Source organism: Pseudomonas sp. 25 R 14, assembly GCF_900004755.1.
In the GTDB taxonomy this organism is placed as follows: Bacteria; Pseudomonadota; Gammaproteobacteria; order Pseudomonadales; family Pseudomonadaceae; genus Aquipseudomonas; species Aquipseudomonas brenneri.
In genome coordinates this window covers 163,143-180,243 of record NZ_CVTS01000031.1, presented here as the reverse complement: position 1 = coordinate 180,243, position 17,101 = coordinate 163,143, and the positions used below count along the sequence as shown (strand labels likewise).

The window sequence follows — 17,101 nt, the reverse complement described above, 5'->3', positions numbered from 1 at the left end:
CACACATTTTTGATCGGTGGCGTGTTCAAGGTTATTTTCGGGGTTTGATCCGCGCAGTCGCCTCAGCCACCAAAGGATCATCCGGCCAATAATGCTTGGGATACCGGCCCTTCAGATCCTTCTTCACCTCGGCGTAGGTACTGCGCCAGAAGTTCGCCAGATCCTGCGTCACCTGCACCGGCCGCCGTGCGGGCGAGAGCAGGTGCAGCTTCACCACTTGCCGCCCACCGGCGATGCGCGGGGTGTCAGCCAGGCCAAACAGCTCCTGCAAGCGCACCGCGAGGATCGGCGGTTGTTCGCTGTAGTCCAAACGCACCGAAGACCCCGACGGCACTTTCAAATGGTGCGGCGCCAACTCGTCCAGGCGTTGCGGCAACGGCCAGGGCAGCAGGTTATGCAGGAAACTCGATAGATCCAGGTTGGCAAAATGGCTCAAGCGCGAGACCTTGCCCAGGTACGGCATCAACCAGTGTTCAAGGCTGGCGAGCAAGGCGCTGTCGCTGACATCTGGCCATTCACTGACCTGGCCGGCGTCCAGTTGGCGCAACAGCATGACGCGGGCCTGCCACTGGCGCAGCTCCGCAGTCCAGGGCAGCAATTCCAGGCCTTTGCGCCGCACCAGATTGACCAGCGCCTGGCTGCGAGCAGACTCGTCGAGACCGGTCAACGGCTCGCGACTGAGCACCAATTCACCGACCTTGCGCTGGCGTTCGGCACGCAACACGCCTTCGCGCTCGTCCCAATCCAGTTGGTCAAGACAGCGCACCTGTTCGGCCAATACCGAATCGAACAACGCCGGATCAAAGTCTGCAGCCAGGTAGATCCGCTCTTCACGCTGCCCCTGACGGCTGCCCAGGTCGGCGATGACCAGCCACGCTTGCTTCATCAGGCTGTCGGCTTCGGCAAACAGCGCCGCACGGCCATTGGCCAGGCGATATTCGGCGCCCCCGGCACGACGCTGCTGGGCCACCCGATCCGGGTAAGCCAGTGCCAGTAACGCCCCAAGCCAACGCGGGTGATCGGGATCGGCGACGGGCTGTTCGGCCTTGCCTCGTAGATAGCCGCGATATTGGCGGGCCAACTGCCTGGCCCGCTGCACGCCACCCTGGGTGCCACGGGCCCGCTCCTCGCCGGACAACAACGCCAGGCGACTGTGCAAATCCGCACCGGCACCACGCAGGATATCGCGCTCACCCAGTAGCGCGGCGACATCACACGCCATGTTCGCCAACCCCAGGTCCTGACCACGCAACAACAAGTGTGCGATACGCGGGTGCGCCGGCAGGCTGGCCATTTTCTGCCCGTGGGGGGTCAAGGTCGCGTCCTTTAATGCGCCCAGTCGCTCCAGCAAGTCCTGGGCCTGGGCATAGGCGGCCGTGGGCGGTACATCGAGCCATACCAGTTGTGTCGGCGTCACACCCCAGCGCGCCAGTTGCAGCGCGAGGCCGGCCAGGTCCGCCGAAAGAATTTCCGCGCTGCCATAGGCCGCCAGCCCTTCATGCTGGTCCTCGGACCACAAGCGATAGCACACGCCCGGCTCCAACCGCCCTGCCCGACCCGCGCGTTGCGTGGCACTGGCGCGGGAAATGCGCTGGGTATCAAGGCGGGTCATGCCGCTACCGGGGTCAAAGCGCGGGACCCGCGCCAGCCCGGCGTCAATCACCACCCGCACGCCATTGATGGTCAGGCTGGTCTCGGCGATGTTGGTGGCCAGCACCACCTTGCGCTTGCCGGCGGGTGCCGGGTCAATGGCCGCCCGCTGGGCCGTCAGGTCGAGTTCGCCATGCAACGGGCAGAGCAGTACATCGCTGCGCTCACCCAAGGCGTCCGCCAACTGTTGATTGACCCGGCGAATTTCTGCCTGACCGGGTAGAAATACCAGCACGCTGCCGGTTTCGTCGTGCAGGGCTTCAAGGATGGTCTGCACCAACCGTGGCTCGATAAATTCACCGGGCTGGAACGGTCGCCCCCAGCGCATCTGCACCGGGTACATGCGTCCTTCACTGCGCAGGATCGGTGCGTCGTCGAGCAGACCCGACAGGCGTTCGCCTTCAAGGGTGGCGGACATCAGGAGGATTTTCAGCGGTTGCTCGTCGCGAAACAGCTCACGGCCATTGAGGCTCAGGGCCAGCGCCAGGTCGGCGTCGAGGCTGCGCTCGTGGAACTCGTCGAAGATCAACAGGCCTACGCCATCCAGCGCCGGGTCATCCTGCAGGCGACGGGTGAGGATGCCTTCGGTGACCACTTCGATACGGGTATTGGGGCCGACCTTGCTGTCCAGGCGGATCCGATAGCCAACGGTCTCCCCGACCTTTTCCCCCAGCTCGCTGGCCAGTCGCTCGGCGGCGGCGCGGGCCGCTAGCCGACGAGGTTCAAGCATCAGGATGGTTTGCCCAGCCAGCCAGGTTTCATTCAACAGCGCCAACGGAACCCGTGTGGTTTTACCGGCACCGGGCGGTGCTTCAAGCACGGCTTCATGGCGCGTCGCCAAGGCTTCACGCAAGGCGGGTAAAACATCATCGATTGGCAACGAATTCATACTGGCTCCAAGGCAGAACGGCGAGTATAACGGCGAACTGCTGGATATCGATGGTCTCAGAGGCGATGCCATCTCCCTATGGAATGCGCTCCCACACTTAGACCTTCATATGATGGCTGCGGAGCTTGATCCGTCCGGTGACTTCAGCCACCAACGGATCATCCGCCAGTAGTCTTTTGGGAGAGATAAACAGGCATATAGAGAGTAGAAGCTCTTTAATACCCTGAAATATTTCATTGCCATTCAGTGCCAAGCTGCTAACTGGCGCTACAGCCAACACTAAGTGTTGCTAATAAAGGAACAAGCAACACACCCCTTTATTAGTAATAAACCACGCCCCTCCAACAAATTCTTTACCCACCCCAACTAACACCAAAAAATCAACATACGAATAGACCTACAAGCAATTGCTTGACAAGCTTTTATAGGAAGGAACAAAGTTGCAAACCTAATAAAGAAACAGTGTTCCAAATAGAGGAACAAAAGATCATGCCGCTGAAAACACTAGATATTTCCTTGGAGCTTTTAGGGTATTTCACTGCTCACCACCCTAGTTGGGGTGTACGGGAGATGAGCCAACAGACAGGGCTGTCTCCGTCTGCTGTCCAACGGATCATGTCGACCCTTGCGAAAAAGGGGTTCCTTCGACAGCAACCTGAAACACGACGATATGAATTGGGTGTCCGTTTCTGGGAGCTCGGAGTTCTGTACCGGGATCGCTTACAGCTTTGCGACGCCCCGGCGACATGGCTCCAGGAAGTAGCCCTGGGCCAAGGCGAGACCGTCTACCTGAACTTCCTCGAAAACCGCACCGCCGTATGCGTGCAGGTTGCCAAGAGTAGCGAACATGTCCAATTGAACATCAATCCGGGCGAACGAACGCCGTTGCACCTGGGGTCACGGGGAAAAGCAATGCTAGCGTTCCTGCCTCGCGATCAACAAATGGCCATTCTGGAAGATGTATTCGCTCCAAAGTCTGGCGCCGACCGTGAAACACGCAAAACGGCCCTCCAGGAGGATTTGAAAAATGTTCAATCATCGGGGTTTTCCATAAGCCGAAGTGAAAGGCTCTCTGATGTTGTTGGACTGAGCTTCCCTATCTTGGATATTCGAAACCTTGTCATCGGTTCGGTGACCATTGGAGGCCCGAACTCCAGAATGACTGACAGCAAGTTAAATACATGCCTTCCTGTCATCAAGCAACTTTCCAACAAGCTTCAAGACCACTTCCGGAATTTCTTATGATAATTACGGCTAAAGAAACCTCAAACCCAGTGAGCATTAATTCCATTGGCTCTTACTTTGTAGGCGGGCATCATGTCGACTATTGCGACAATCCCATGGAAGAGTACGTATTGGCCCCAAACGGAGTGCCAGTCAAGATCAACCCCAATGGTACGGCTTGTGTTGGGCAGATGTATGTACAGTTTGTCATAAATGCGTCAGCTCAAGACCGCCCCCCCATAGTCTTTTGTCATGGTGGGTCTATGACCGGCGCAGTATGGGAATCAACCCCTGATGGGCGCCCTGGTTGGTTGAACGACTTTCTGAAACGGGGCTGGTCTGTTTTTAATATTGATGCGGTAGAACGGGGAAGGTCTGGCTGGGCACCACGAGAAGATGAGTTTTCGGAACCGGCATTACTGCGAACTCACCAGGATACGTTCACACAATTCCGGATAGGTAAACGTGTCAGTGACCTCTGCGCCAGCAGCTTACAGAGGGCTGCATACCCGCACTGCCAGTTCCCGCTCCATGCGTTTAAAACGTTCATGAAGCAGATTGTTCCTCGCTGGGCAGCTACCGACGAGCTTACCCTGAACGCTTACGTTCAAATGCTCAAGGAGTTGGAACAACCGGTCGTATTGATCGCTCATTCGCAGGGTGGCCATTTTGCTATTCGTGCAGCTGAATTAGTACCACACAAAGTTGCAGCCATTGTGGCGATAGAGCCCTCTCAGGCCGGTACGAAAGAAGGCATTGAAAAACGCCTGCTAAAAGAGACTCCGATCCTCACGGTATACGGGGATCACTTGTCCCTGGATGCACGATGGCCGGCCATCAGAGCGCGAACTGACGCCTATTTCCACGCCCTGGCTTCTGCTGGAGGACGTGTTGACGCATTGGACTTGCCCGAACAAGGGATATATGGAAATTCTCATTTACCAATGCTTGAGAAAAACAATCTGACCATATCCGGATTAATCGACAACTGGCTCGTCGACCGACTTTTATAAAAAACCACCCGACTTCGGGCCTGACTGCTTGGGATGAAATCAATATGACACAAGCACAGCAAGATATTGAACGCGGGGTAATGAACAAGGTCGCGTGGCGAATCCTTCCATTCGTTACACTGGGATATTTCCTTGCCTCACTTGATCGGGTCAACATTGCATTTGCCGCATTGCAGATGAAATCAGATATTGCCTTGAGCGATGCCGCGTTTGGCTTTGGCGCAGGCCTGTTCTTTATTGCTTACTGCATTTTTGCGGTACCTGCAAACATGCTTCTTGAACGCTTTGGCCCTGTTCGCTGGCTAGCATTGACCATGGTTTCCTGGGGTCTCGTCAGCAGTTGCATGGCCGCGGTTTCTGGGCCGTACTCATTCTATATTCTCCGGTTTTTACTGGGTGTCACTGAAGCGGGCTTCTTTCCCGGTGTCATCTACTACCTCACCCTGTGGTTTCCGAGCGGTCATCGCAGCCGGGCGGTGGCGATCCTGATGATTGCTTTGCCGCTATCGAGCGTCTTGGGCTCGCCTTTGTCGGCAATGCTATTGTTGCTCGACGGCTGGTTTGGAATGCGTGGCTGGCACTGGCTTTTCATCATTGAAGGCTCCCCAGCCATTTTCTTGGGCATTGCAGCCTTGTGGGTTCTCCCTCATAGCGTAAGTAGAGCCTCGTTTTTGACTGAGGGAGATAAAACCTGGCTGTCAGGCCAAGTTGAAAAAGTTCCAACCGAAAAAACTCGTGCCTCTTTTTCTGATGTTTGGAAGCTTTTCTGCAACAAGTATGTTTTGGCACTTACTCTAATCTATATTGGCGGGACATCTGTCACGAACGGCCTCTCGTTGTGGCAGCCGCAGATCATCAGTACTTTCAACCTCACCACCATGCAAATTGGCTTTCTTAATTCTATTCCTTTCGCGTTTGCAAGTGTCGCCATGTACTTTTGGAGTAGCCACTCCGATAAGACAGGGGAGCGAGTCATGCACTTGGCAATCCCTCTAGCAGTAGGCGCAGTTGCATTGACCAGTATCATATTTGTCAATGCGCTCATCCCGACCATTATCATTTTATGCATTGCAATCAGTGCCGCCTCAATGATCAAAGGGCCATTCTGGGCGCTCGCCACCGAGATGATTCCTGCTCGTAATGCCGCGATGGCGATTGCCCTTATCAATGCGCTGAACAACCTTGGAGTGTTTGCCGGGACTTATCTAATAGGCATCATCAAAGGGCATACCGGCAGCTTCACCTATGCATTGATTCCGTACCTGGCTATCTCTGTCGTCGCTTGCTCGCTTACCCTATGGCTGGGCCATCGCAGGCAAGCCAGCCCACGCATTAGATAAGAGGCACCCGGTAGATATGTTTTATAGTCACGCCATAAAGTGTTCAGGAGAGTCCCATGCGTATTGCTTCCCGTGTCATCGGCGGTGTTCTGGCCGTCACCTTGTTGAGCCAACTGACCGCCTGCGGTTCGATTTTCTATCCTGACCGCCGTGGCCAGATCGACGGCAAGATCGACCCGACGATTGCCGTACTCGATGCGCTCGGCCTGCTGTTCTATGTCATCCCCGGCCTGATCGCCTTTGGTGTGGACTTCGCCACCGGCGCCATCTATTTCGAACCCGGCAAGACCGCCCAGGTCGCGCCAGAAAAACTGCAACAAGCCATCGGCGCCGACGGCAAGGTGGATAACACCAAGCTGCAAACCATCATCGAGCACGAAACCGGCCGCAGCCTGCCGCTGGACGACCCGCGCCTGATCCAGTTCAAGGGCAGCGTGCAACAACTCGCGATGCTGGGCCTGCAACCGGCTGCGTAAGGACTTGATCGCCCCATGACCACCAGCACCGAACACGCCCGGCTATTGCGCCTGGCCACCCGCGCCTCGGTCGGCGTGGCCAGCATCCTGATTATCGGTAAAGCCGTCGCCTGGTGGTTCAGCGGCTCGGTGAGCATGCTCGCCGGGTTGACCGACTCGCTGCTCGACGGCGTGACGTCGTTGCTCAACCTGCTGGCGGTGCATTACGCCCTGCGCCCGGCCGATGACGACCACCGTTATGGCCATGGCAAGGCGGAGTCCCTGGCGGGCATGGCCCAGGCGCTGTTTATCGCCGGCAGTGCGGTGCTGATCGCCTTCCAGGCGTACCAACGCTTGCAGCACCCCGAGCCTGTGGGCGCACCCTGGCTGAGCATTGCGGTGATTGTGCTGTCGCTGGCGCTGACCGTGGCGCTGCTGATCCTGCAACATCGGGTGATTCGCGAAACCGGCTCGAACGCGGTGCGCGCCGACTCGCTGCACTACCGCTCGGACCTGCTGCTCAATGGCAGCATCCTCCTGGCGCTGGTGCTGGCGGCCTTTGGCTTGCATCAGGTCGATGCCTGGTTCGGGCTTGGGATCGCCGCCTACATCCTGTGGAGCGCGATCCAGATCGCCCGGGAAAGTTTTGCCGTGCTGATGGACGAGGAACTGCCGGCCGAGGTCAGCCAGCATATGCTGGAACTGGCCCGTGGCGTGCCCGGCGTGTTGGGCGCCCATGACTTGCGCACACGGGTTTCCGGCAATCACTGGTTTGTGCAGTTGCACCTGGAATTACCGGGGGAGTTGAGCCTGTTGGTGGCCCATGGCATCAGCGACCAGGCCGCCGATGCCATCCAGAAAGCCTACCCGCGGGCTGAGGTGCTGGTGCACGCCGATCCGCAGGAAGTGGTTACCGGCAACAAGGCCTAGTAGGTCACCTGATAGCCACGGCTGCCCAGGCAGTTGCCCTGGGCCTGGCGGTAGGTTTGCACCACCGCAGGCGCGGGGGCGTAGGTGACTGTCTGAGGATCGAAGCCACTCTGCTGTACCGCCCAGCGATAGCAGTCATAACCGTCCTGCTGCACTTGGGCGGGTGATTGGCCGTTGACGGGATAGGCGACCACGTCATAACCATTGCCCTGGGGCGCCGGCTGTGGCGGCAGACTGGCGACTGGCGGTTGCACCACCACGTACTGCTGGGTGCTGGTCTCATAGCTGTAATAGGCGCCGGCGGCGAGGAAAAACAGCGCGCTGCCCACCCACACTTCCCGCGCATAGTCCGGCAGGTAATGCACACGAATCCCATAGGGAGGTGTGACCACTACATAGCGCGGGCCCTGGGGCCGATACCAATAACCCCCGGAGAAGAAATAATCCTGGCCACGATAGGGCACGCGGTAATTGCGATCGGGGAAACGCTCCACCGTGTACCCGGGCCGATATTGTGGGCCCGGGCCCCAGCCATTGCCGTGCCCGTCGGGGCGACCCGGCCAGCGGTTGTCATTGGGGTGGCCGTTGTAGCCAGGACGCGAACCGGGGCCGCCGGCTTCCCAGCGCGGGTTGCCATCGTTGCGCCGGGGAATGTCACGGTAGTTACCCTGGCGCGGCTCCTGGGTCTGGTTCACGGAATCGGGGCGGGCCTGGATCGGCAGATTGCTCCCGGCCTGGGGCGCCGGGCGCGAAGGTTCATTGCCTTGGGGGCGAGCTTGCCACTGGCCATTTTGACCGCTCTGGCCATTGCGCTCGAAATGCTGATTCTGTGGACGTGGCTGAGTATTTTCCGCTCGCGGCGGGTTATTCGCCGGGCGCCCACCGCCTTCGGGGCCACGCTCTCGCTGCCCGCCACCACCGCCCTGCGGGCCTTGCCCCTGGCGGGGTGAGTTGTCTCGCTCGTCAGCCATCACCTGCGTACCCAAGGTGACCATCAACACACCTACACCTGCCAAACGCCAGATGCGCTTCATGCTATTCCTCACTGCGGATTAGGGCCTATGCATGAGACTGGAAAAGCCGGGCCCGGTTCTGCCACAGGTTATCAGCCAGCCGAACATTTTTCGTCGGCAAAAGAAAAGGGGTAGCCCGTCGGCCACCCCTTGAGAACTTCGTCCTGGCTCAACGCTTATGACGTTGGCTCACCTCACGCCGTCTTGTGGACAGTGTGCAGCCCGGGGGCCGGCACAACCCGGTGGGGTTGGCGGGCCGCAGCCGGCCTGATTCGGCGGGCTGCAGTGGACTGTATGTCCGGGCAGTGATTCTGTTGGTAATCATAGGCGTGAAGCCCCGATAGATGATTGCGAAGATTGCGTCAATAAACAGTGCTTGCGCAATTTTTAACCCTGGATAGATAATTCGCAGCAATAGTTACGATAAAGGCCATCTCAATGAGCAAACTTGACCGATACGACCTGAGTATTTTGGCGGAATTACAGCGCGACGCGAGGATCTCCAACCAGGAGCTGGCCGAGCGCATCGGCCTGTCGCCTTCGCCCTGCTCACGCCGGGTCAAGCAATTGGAGGACGACGGCTACATCTCACGCCAGGTCGCCCTGCTCGACCGCAAGATGCTCGGCCTGAGCCTCACGGCCTACGTGCTGATCGGCATGGACCGACACACACCCGAGCGTTTCGAGAACTTCGAAGCGGCCATCCGCACCTTGCCGCAGGTGCTGGAATGCAGCCTGGTCACCGGGATGGATGCCGACTATCAGTTGAAGGTGGTGGTGCCGGATATGGATCACTATCAAAAACTGCTGCTGGGCCACCTGACCCGGATTGAAGGGGTGACCAGCGTGCGCTCAAGTTTTGTGCTCAACCAGGTGCTTAACAGCACGGAGTTGCCGTTGACTCACCTGCGGACCTAAGACTCACCACCAACCCCATGTGGGAGCTGGCTTGCCTGCGATAGCGGTGCGTCAGTCAATGCATTCGGCGACGGGCACACCGCTATCGCGAGCAAGCCCGCTCCCACATCTGGATTGTGTTTCAACCGCTGGATCTGTGTGCGACGTACCGACGCAGGTCAACTTTGAGCGTGCCTCGCTGCCTTATACTTCGCGCCTGCCTTTGTCGGAAACTGCCCAATGAATTCGATTGACCCCGTGCTGTTTGAAGAGTGGATGATGACCGGCCTGGTCACCATCCTGATCATTTTCATGGGCTTTATCGTCTGGGACCTGGCGAAGAAATCCAAGGCCGGGCGCTTTGGCTCGATGATTCTGTTCTTCGTGCTAGGCCTGGGCGTGGCCGCGTTCATCATCAAGAGCGTGGTGATCGGCCTGATCGAATCCGGGGCTTTATAAACGCGCCGGTACTTCGCGGTACTGGCCTTGGCCCAGGCCTTCAATCGACCAATCGCCGATTTTTACCCGCACCAGGCGCAAGGTCGGCAAGCCCACGGCGGCGGTCATGCGCCGTACCTGGCGGTTGCGTCCCTCGCGAATCACCAGTTCCAGCCAATAGGTCGGCAGGTTTTTACGAAACCGCACCGGCGGGTTGCGCGGCCATAGTTCTGGCTCATCCAGTCGCCGGGCTTCAGCCGGCAACGTCATACCGTCATTTAATTCAACGCCAGTGCGCAGGCGTTGCAGATGCGCCTCGGTGGGCTCGCCTTCCACTTGCACCCAATAGGTTTTCGCCAACTTGTGCTTGGGGTCGGCAATCCGCGCCTGCAACTGGCCATCATTGGTCAGCAGCAACAGGCCCTCACTGTCCCGATCCAGGCGCCCGGCCGGATAGATCCCCGGAATGTCGATGAAATCCTTGAGGGTCGCGCGCCCGCCTTCATCACTGAACTGAGTCAGCACGTCGAAGGGTTTGTTGAACAGGATCAACTTCGGCTCGGCCGGCGGCGCCTTGGCAACACGGCGAGCAGCGGCATGGGGAGGTTTCACGCCAGGGCGGCGCGAGTCGGGACGGGCAGGACGGGACATGGCAACGAAACATCTAACGGTCAGGACCGACCATGCTAGTGGCCTGACCGTTAAATAACCACCCCGCTATTTAGCGGAACGGCGGCTCGTCAAAGCTGCGCAGTTTGCGCGAATGCAACGAGTTGAGCTCGGTGCGCAACAAGTCCACCGCCTCGATACCGATCTTCAAGTGTTGGCTGACAGCACGCTCATAGAACGCGTTGGCCGAACCTGGCAACTTGATCTCACTGTGCAGCGGTTTGTCCGAGACGCACAACAACGTGCCGTAAGGCACTCGCAAACGGTAGCCTTGGGCTGCGATGGTGCCGCTTTCCATATCCACCGCTACGGCACGGGACAGGTTGATCAACGGGCGTTCCTGGGCCCAACGCAGCTCCCAGTTGCGGTCGTCGTAGGTCAACACGGTGCCGGTGCGCAGGCGCTTTTTCAGCTCTTCGCCCTTCTCGCCGGTGACATTGGCCGCCGCTTGCTGCAACGCCATCTGTACTTCGGCCAGGGCCGGGATCGGGATGTTCGGCGGTACCACGCGGTCGAGAATCCCGTCGCGACGCATATAAGCGTGGGCCAGCACATAGTCGCCGATGGTCTGGGATTGGCGCAGGCCGCCGCAGTGACCAATCATCAGCCAACAATGTGGACGCAATACTGCCAAGTGGTCGGTGATGTTCTTGGCGTTGGACGGGCCGACACCGATGTTGACCAGGGTTACGCCGTGGCCGTCGCTGGCCTGCAAGTGGTAGGCCGGCATCTGGTAACGGTGCCAGACCACGCCGGCGGCAATGGCAGACGCTTCGCCATGGTCCATGTTCTTGTCGATGATCACGTTACCCGGCAACACCATGCGGATAAAGCGTGGGTCACTGCGCAACTGTTCCAGGCCATGGACGATGAACTGGTCGACATAGCGGTGGTAGTTGGTCAGCAGAATCCACGGCTGCACATGGCGCCAGTCGCTGCCGGTGTAGTGCACCAGGCGGCGCAGGGAGAAATCCACGCGGGCCGCATCGAACAGCGCCAGGGGCAGTGGATCGGTGTTTTCCCAATCATAAAGGCCGTCGGCAATGCCATCGGTGGCGGCGGACAGATCGGTACTCGGGAACACCCGCGCCAGGGTCGCTGCGGTCACACCGGAGCCGGCCAACTCGTCGCCCTGCTCCACCACGTACGGGTAAGGGATGTTCTGCTGGCTGACGCCCACTTCTACCGTCACGGTGAAGTCGTGCATCAACGGCACCAGTTGCTCCAGCAAGTATTTGCGGAACGCCGCCGGGTGGGTGACGGTGACGCTGTAGGTGCCCGGCAACTGGACCTTGGCATAGGCCCGAGTGGTCTGTGGGACTTCGCCATGGCAGTGGTAGGTCAGGCGCAGTTCCGGGTAGCGAAACAGTGCACGTTGTGCGGCGTCGGGTTCGACGCGATCCTTGAGGTATTGCTTGAGGGCCTGATTGAGCGCGCTGGTGGCCCGCTCATGCAGGGCCGCCAGCCGGTCCACGGCCTCTTCGGCGGTTTGGACGACAACAAAAGCTTCGGTCACGGTAAGCATCCTGTGTTCTGACGTGCAGGCCTTCATCTTGCCTGCATCGCCGCCAGACGCAAAATCTGAATTGGCATGTGATTCAGGGTAGGAGCTGGCAAGCCAGCTCCTACATGGGATCGCGTTTACACAGGAGTTGAGCGGGCGACGATGGCCTGCACATCCACCCCCCGTGGCAAGGTGCCGTACACCCGCCCTGATGACTCACCCAAGCGGCTGGCCATAAACCCATCGCTGACACTGGCATTGCCCGCCTCCAGCAACAACTTGGCCTGCAACGCCACGGCGATATCTTCGGTCAGTTGCCGCGCCCGGTACTGGATGTCCTGGGTGTCCATAAACGCCGATTTCAATTGCTCGATATGCCGCGCCAGGCGTTTATCGCCATGCCCATCGCCCAATTCGACAAACAATGTCTCCAACACCCCAGGCTCTTTCGACAAGGCCCGCAGCACGTCCAGGCATTGCACGTTGCCAGAACCTTCCCACGTCGAGTTGACCGGCGCCTCACGGTACAGGCGCGGCAGGATGCTGTCTTCGACATACCCGGCGCCGCCCATGCATTCGGCGGCTTCGTTGATCATTGCCGGCGCGCGCTTGCAGATCCAATACTTGCCCACTGCCGTCACCAGCCGTGCGAACTTGGCTTCCTGCTCATCGCCCAGATGGTCCAGCGCCCGGCCCATGCGCAGGCTCAAGGCCAGGGCCGCCTCGCTCTCCAGGGCGAGATCGGCCAGCACGTTTTGCATCAAGGGTTGTTCACTGAGCACGCGGCCACCGACCGTACGATGGGCACAATGATGGCTGGCCTGGGTCAGCGCCTGGCGCATCAAGGCGCTGGAACCGACCATGCAATCGAAACGGGTCATGGCGACCATCTCGATGATAGTCGGCACACCTCGGCCTTCTTCGCCGATCATCCAGGCCAGGGCGCCACGGAACTCGACTTCGCTGGAGGCGTTGGAACAGTTGCCGAGTTTGTTTTTCAGGCGCTGGATATAGAACTGGTTACGCGTGTCGTCCGGGCGGTGCCGGGGCAGCAGGAAACAGGTCAGGCCCTTGTCAGTCTGGGCCAGGGTCAGGAAGGCGTCGCACATCGGCGCCGAGCAAAACCACTTGTGCCCCACCAATTCATAGGGCTGGCCAGGACCACCGGCACCCACGGGGTAAGCGCGGGTGGTGTTGGCACGCACATCGGTACCGCCCTGCTTCTCGGTCATGGCCATGCCGATGGTTGCACCGGCCTTATGGGCAATGCCGACGTTGCGGGGGTCATATTCGGTGTTGAGGATTTTCGCCAGCCAGGTGTCAGCCAGATCCGGCTGCAGGCGCAGGGCCGGCACGCAGGCGAAGGTCATGGTCAGCGGGCAACCGGTGCCGGCTTCCGCCTGGCTGTGCAGGTAGGTCATGGCGGCGCGTGCGACATGGGCGCCAGCCTGGGGATGGGCCCAGGGCAATGACGGCAAGCCATGTTCAACGGCCGTGCGCATCAGTTCGTGATAGGCCGGGTGGAACTCCACCAGGTCAATCCGGTGGCCATAACGATCATGGCTGTTGAACACCGGCTTGTTCTGATTCGCCAGGAACCCCGCCGCCATCAGCGGCCCGCCTGCCAGGGCGCCGTAGGCATCAATCCGCGCCTCGGCCCAGCCCGCGCCAAAGCGCCGCGACCACTCCTGCAAGGGCAGGTCGAGGCGATACAGGTTGGCGCCATCCAATGACGGCGGCTGGTTGGTAACGTCGTGGGTTTCGGCGAACGGGTGCAGATTCATGACGGGCCTCCTGATAAAAGGCCAGCTTCAGTGAGGCCTTCATTTCAGTTAAGCATCGTCACCGCGCTTAAAAAAGTGGCATATACGCCTAACTGCCGGCGCTTTCACCCTCTAACGGACACAGCAGGCGCCGCTGCAATACCGCTTGCAACAGCTCAAAACGTACCGGCTTGACCAACTGCTCGGTAAGGCCGACGCCGTGGCAATGCTGGCGCGCACTGCCTTGCAGTGAGTCGCTCAAGGCAATCACCGGCAGTTCGCCACAGCCTGGCAAGGCCCGGACCTGGCAGCACAGGGAGAAACCATCCTCGGGCACATCCAGCAGCACCGCATCAAATGCCGCGTCCTGCAACATCGCCAACGCCACCGGGCCGCTGCCTGCCACTTTCACCCGGTAACCCAGCTTGAGCAACATCCCGCGCAGGACCAACTGCGTGACGCTATTGTCATCCACCAGCAATACCGTGCAATCCTGGGGCGAGCGCTGCCAATCAACCACCCGTGCCGGCTCAGGCGGCACCGCAATCACGGCCACTTCCAACTGGAAGCGACTGCCTTTGCGCGGTTCGGAATGATGGGTCAGGCGCCCGCCGAGCAATTCGATCAACTGCCGGCAGATCGCCAGGCCAATGCCCAGGCCGCCATATTCACGGGTGGTCGAGCCGTCCACCTGGAAGAAACGCTGATACAAAGTTGCCTCATCCAGGTGGGCAAAACCAATACCGGTATCGGTGACGATAAACGTCAGATGCAAATGACCATCGGCCCGGGGCAGTCCCACCACGCGCACGCGCACCGCGCCTTCGTGGGTAAACTTGAACGCATTATCCAGCAGGCACTCCAGGCACTGCATCAGTTTGCCAGCATCCCCCTCCAGGCGATCCGGCAACTCGCCCGCCACGTCGATGGAAAACTCCAGCCCCTTGCCCTGGGCGTTGCCCAGGAACTGCTGGCGCAAGGTATTGAGCACCCCGCGCAGGCTGAACACCTGCGGCTGCGCGCCAAGGCGACCGGCCTGAAGCTCGGTAAGGGTGAGGATGCCGTTGACCATGCGCATCATGTCCCGCGCCGAACCGGCGGCGGTGTGCTGGTACTGCGCCAGGTCCCCGGACAGGGGCACGGTCTGCATCAACTCCAATGAACCGATCACCCCATTCATCGGCGTGCGCAGTTCATGGGTCAGGGTCGCGAGGAATTCGTCTTTCAACTGGTTGCTGTGGGCCAGTTGCTGGTTGAGCACCTCCAGTTTCTGGCTGGCCTCAAACAGGATCTGCGCCTGTTGTTCGCGCATTGCGTTGATGCGGTCGGCCAGGGCCAGGGACAACAGGGCGACTTCAATGGCCGAGCCGATCTGGCTGGAATACATGGTGAAAAACACATTGGGCAAGTAGCCCAGCACCATCATCGTGTTGACCACCCCGCCGATCAGGAACGCCGACCAGGCAATGATGAAATACCGCGCCACGCGCTGGCCGCAGCACCAGGCCTTGATCCCGGCGACAAAAATGGTCACGGTAAAAATCAATGCCAGCGCAGTCGCCAGGCGCAGGGCCAGGGCGTAGCTGGTCATCAGCGACAACAACATCACCACCGCCCCCGTGCCCACCAGCACCAGCAACAGCCGGTCCAGCCAGCGACTGTAGAGGGCGGTATGCAGGAAGCTGCGGGCAAACAGGCTGCCGAACAACGCCGACGCGCCGATCAGGAACGGCGTCGCCGCATTCGCCCACCAGGGGTTGTCGGGCCAGAAATATTCCACCGCCGCGCCATTCACCGAGAGCTGGTACATGCCGAACGAGGCGATATAGAGGATGTAATAGAGGTAGCTGGTGTCGCGCACGCTGAGGTAGATAAACAGGTTGTACACCAGCATGCCCAGCAACACGCCGTAGATCAGGCCCAGCACATACAGGCGCAGCGGCTGATCTTCCAGGTAGGCGGTGCTCGACCACAGGGTCAGCGGCGCCTGGATCGAGCCTTCGCTTTGCAGGCGCAAATAGAGGGTTTTCTGCTCGCCGGCCTTGAAGTCGACATTGAACAGGTAGTTGTTCTGGCGAATCTCGCGACTGGCAAACGGCAATGCATCACCGGTGCGCCCGGCCAGTCGGTAGGCGCCGGTATCATCAGGGACGTACAACTCCAGATGATCAAGGGGCGGATAGGCCAGCTCCAGCAACCAGGTGCGCAGGGCCTTCGGATCCTTGGGCAGGTAATGCAGGTCGACCTTGAGCCAGAACGCCGAGCGCGAATAACCAGCATTGAGGGTGTCTTTATCATGGCGGGTGTAGCGATCGGCCAGTGCCGCAGAACGGGCGTCGGCGAGAGTGACGCTGCCACTTGGATCTTCGAGTACTTGCATGACCCGGCCCAGGGGAAGGCTGCGGGTGGTTTCATTGAACTCGACGGCGCCGGCCAGCATCGGCAGCCCGCACAAGAGAAACATCAGCAAATAGCGCATAGAGCCCCAGCGTGGCCTGTCCGGTTATGTCAAAAGCCCCCCATTCCTTTTGAGAAGACGTACACCGGCGATACATTAAGTTGTTTGGATCCACTCTAGCATAGCCGGTAAAGGCCAAAAGACACCATTGAAATAATTTTTTGAAAGGCTCTAGGCCGGGGCTTTCAGAGCGATAACTGCCAGAAATAAATAATGGCCTATAGCCACTTTTCTTGATATTCCGAAGCAAAATACAAGCACTGCCCGACAGCCACGCAAAAAGCGTTTGGTGGTAAGCTCGCGCACCATGAATATCTACAGCTCTCGCCCTGTTGTCCTCTGTCTCTCCGGCCATGATCCCAGTGGTGGCGCCGGCTTGCAGGCAGATATCGAAGCCCTGCTCGCCCAAGGCTGTCATGCGGCTCCGGCCGTGACCGCGCTGACCGTGCAGAACACCGTGAATGTCAGCGATTTCCGCGTACTCGACCGCGAGTGGGTGCTGGCCCAGGCCAATGCCGTGCTTGGCGACTCCGAAGTTGCAGCGGTCAAGTTGGGCATGCTCGGTTCCACCGTCATGGTCGACACCGTGGTCGAACTGCTCAAGGAGCACCCGCACCTGCCGGTAGTCTGCGACCCGGTGCTGCGTGCCGGTGGCGGTGGCAGCCTGGGCAAGGACGAGGTCGGCTATGCCATGCGCGAGCGGCTGTTGCCCTTGTCGCTGATTGCCACGCCCAACCTGCCTGAAGCGCGCATCCTCGCCGAACTGCCCGAAGGTACGGCGGACCAGTGCGCCGAGAAACTGCTGCCATTCATCAAGCACCTGTTGATCACCGGCGGCCACGGCGACGAGCATGAGGT

At 59.6% G+C, this 17,101-nt stretch carries 15 protein-coding genes; 8 read left to right on the top strand and 7 right to left on the bottom strand.

Annotation, left to right across the window (positions count from 1 at the left end):
• Positions 1-31 precede the first annotated feature (31 nt).
• Positions 32-2,539: an ATP-dependent helicase HrpB gene (gene hrpB / locus BFQ03_RS07915; protein ID WP_065942807.1), complete on the bottom strand. Its 2,508-nt coding sequence runs from the start codon at positions 2,537-2,539 to the stop codon at positions 32-34.
• A 489-nt stretch (positions 2,540-3,028) separates the two neighbouring features.
• On the opposite strand from hrpB, the gene BFQ03_RS07910 reads away from it, so the two are divergent.
• From BFQ03_RS07910 to BFQ03_RS07890, 5 genes are read left to right on the top strand one after another with little or no spacing between them, the layout of a single operon-like run.
• The gene (locus BFQ03_RS07910) at positions 3,029-3,784 is read left to right on the top strand and encodes an IclR family transcriptional regulator (RefSeq protein WP_139115658.1); all 756 of its coding nucleotides are present in this window, start codon (positions 3,029-3,031) and stop codon (positions 3,782-3,784) included.
• Entirely contained in the window at positions 3,721-4,776 is a 1,056-nt protein-coding gene (locus BFQ03_RS07905) for an alpha/beta fold hydrolase (RefSeq protein ID WP_083204811.1), read from the top strand. Before BFQ03_RS07910 ends, BFQ03_RS07905 begins: the two co-directional genes overlap by 64 nt.
• A gap of 44 nt (positions 4,777-4,820) precedes the next feature.
• The gene (locus BFQ03_RS07900; RefSeq protein WP_065942805.1) at positions 4,821-6,116 is read left to right on the top strand and encodes an MFS transporter; all 1,296 of its coding nucleotides are present in this window, start codon (positions 4,821-4,823) and stop codon (positions 6,114-6,116) included.
• A 56-nt stretch (positions 6,117-6,172) separates the two neighbouring features.
• A complete protein-coding gene (locus tag BFQ03_RS07895) occupies positions 6,173-6,592 on the top strand; it encodes a hypothetical protein (RefSeq protein WP_032861730.1) in 420 nt (139 codons plus the stop codon).
• A 15-nt stretch (positions 6,593-6,607) separates the two neighbouring features.
• Positions 6,608-7,501: a cation diffusion facilitator family transporter gene (locus BFQ03_RS07890; RefSeq protein ID WP_032861729.1), complete on the top strand. Its 894-nt coding sequence runs from the start codon at positions 6,608-6,610 to the stop codon at positions 7,499-7,501.
• On the opposite strand, the gene BFQ03_RS07885 is transcribed toward BFQ03_RS07890, so the two are convergent.
• Positions 7,498-8,535 (bottom strand): DUF6515 family protein, encoded by a 1,038-nt coding sequence (locus BFQ03_RS07885; protein WP_032861727.1) that lies wholly within the window; start codon positions 8,533-8,535, stop codon positions 7,498-7,500. The two genes, BFQ03_RS07890 and BFQ03_RS07885, sit on opposite strands and share 4 nt — an antisense overlap.
• Before the next feature lie 417 nt (positions 8,536-8,952).
• Here BFQ03_RS07885 and BFQ03_RS07880 point away from each other — a divergent pair, with 417 nt between their 5' ends.
• The gene (locus BFQ03_RS07880) at positions 8,953-9,432 is read left to right on the top strand and encodes an Lrp/AsnC family transcriptional regulator (RefSeq protein WP_003176264.1); all 480 of its coding nucleotides are present in this window, start codon (positions 8,953-8,955) and stop codon (positions 9,430-9,432) included.
• 228 nt (positions 9,433-9,660) lie between these two features.
• Positions 9,661-9,870, top strand: a complete 210-nt coding sequence (locus BFQ03_RS07875) for a DUF2788 domain-containing protein (protein WP_032861950.1) — start codon at positions 9,661-9,663, stop codon at positions 9,868-9,870.
• On the opposite strand, the gene BFQ03_RS07870 is transcribed toward BFQ03_RS07875, so the two are convergent.
• From BFQ03_RS07870 to BFQ03_RS30205, 5 genes are all read right to left on the bottom strand, one after another.
• Positions 9,865-10,500 carry a pseudouridine synthase gene (locus tag BFQ03_RS07870; protein ID WP_065942804.1) on the bottom strand — a complete coding sequence of 212 codons (636 nt, stop codon included), beginning with the start codon at positions 10,498-10,500 and terminating at the stop codon, positions 9,865-9,867. The genes BFQ03_RS07875 and BFQ03_RS07870 overlap by 6 nt on opposite strands.
• Positions 10,501-10,570: 70 nt before the next feature.
• Positions 10,571-12,070 (bottom strand): AMP nucleosidase, encoded by a 1,500-nt coding sequence (gene amn, locus BFQ03_RS07865; protein ID WP_175403885.1) that lies wholly within the window; start codon positions 12,068-12,070, stop codon positions 10,571-10,573.
• A gap of 89 nt (positions 12,071-12,159) precedes the next feature.
• On the bottom strand, positions 12,160-13,806 hold the full coding sequence (locus tag BFQ03_RS07860; protein WP_065942803.1) for an acyl-CoA dehydrogenase family protein: 1,647 nt from the start codon (positions 13,804-13,806) through the stop codon (positions 12,160-12,162).
• Between the two features lie 88 nt (positions 13,807-13,894).
• Positions 13,895-16,264, bottom strand: coding sequence for a hybrid sensor histidine kinase/response regulator (locus tag BFQ03_RS07855; protein ID WP_032861721.1), 2,370 nt, complete (start codon positions 16,262-16,264; stop codon positions 13,895-13,897).
• Positions 16,197-16,661 (bottom strand): hypothetical protein, encoded by a 465-nt coding sequence (locus BFQ03_RS30205; RefSeq protein ID WP_162237653.1) that lies wholly within the window; start codon positions 16,659-16,661, stop codon positions 16,197-16,199. The genes BFQ03_RS07855 and BFQ03_RS30205 overlap by 68 nt, the downstream gene beginning before the upstream one ends.
• Here BFQ03_RS30205 and BFQ03_RS07850 point away from each other — a divergent pair.
• Positions 16,551-17,101 (top strand): bifunctional hydroxymethylpyrimidine kinase/phosphomethylpyrimidine kinase (locus BFQ03_RS07850; protein ID WP_239695228.1); only part of this gene is annotated, 551 nt, incomplete at its 3' end. The two genes, BFQ03_RS30205 and BFQ03_RS07850, sit on opposite strands and share 111 nt — an antisense overlap.

Bases quoted from the DNA above. Each gene is read 5' to 3' on its own strand.
- hrpB (WP_065942807.1), bottom strand. From the start codon at position 2,539: ATGAATTCGTTGCCAATCGATGATGTTTTACCCGCCTTGCGTGAAGCC.
- BFQ03_RS07910 (WP_139115658.1), top strand. From the start codon at position 3,029: ATGCCGCTGAAAACACTAGATATTTCCTTGGAGCTTTTAGGGTATTTC.
- BFQ03_RS07905 (WP_083204811.1), top strand. From the start codon at position 3,721: ATGCCTTCCTGTCATCAAGCAACTTTCCAACAAGCTTCAAGACCACTT.
- BFQ03_RS07900 (WP_065942805.1), top strand. From the start codon at position 4,821: ATGACACAAGCACAGCAAGATATTGAACGCGGGGTAATGAACAAGGTC.
- BFQ03_RS07895 (WP_032861730.1), top strand. From the start codon at position 6,173: ATGCGTATTGCTTCCCGTGTCATCGGCGGTGTTCTGGCCGTCACCTTG.
- BFQ03_RS07890 (WP_032861729.1), top strand. From the start codon at position 6,608: ATGACCACCAGCACCGAACACGCCCGGCTATTGCGCCTGGCCACCCGC.
- BFQ03_RS07885 (WP_032861727.1), bottom strand. From the start codon at position 8,535: ATGAAGCGCATCTGGCGTTTGGCAGGTGTAGGTGTGTTGATGGTCACC.
- BFQ03_RS07880 (WP_003176264.1), top strand. From the start codon at position 8,953: ATGAGCAAACTTGACCGATACGACCTGAGTATTTTGGCGGAATTACAG.
- BFQ03_RS07870 (WP_065942804.1), bottom strand. From the start codon at position 10,500: ATGTCCCGTCCTGCCCGTCCCGACTCGCGCCGCCCTGGCGTGAAACCT.
- amn (WP_175403885.1), bottom strand. From the start codon at position 12,070: ATGAAGGCCTGCACGTCAGAACACAGGATGCTTACCGTGACCGAAGCT.
- BFQ03_RS07860 (WP_065942803.1), bottom strand. From the start codon at position 13,806: ATGAATCTGCACCCGTTCGCCGAAACCCACGACGTTACCAACCAGCCG.
- BFQ03_RS07855 (WP_032861721.1), bottom strand. From the start codon at position 16,264: ATGCGCTATTTGCTGATGTTTCTCTTGTGCGGGCTGCCGATGCTGGCC.
- BFQ03_RS30205 (WP_162237653.1), bottom strand. From the start codon at position 16,661: ATGACAGCCTTGGGCGAGCAGGGCTTCGATATCTGCCTGCAAGCCGGC.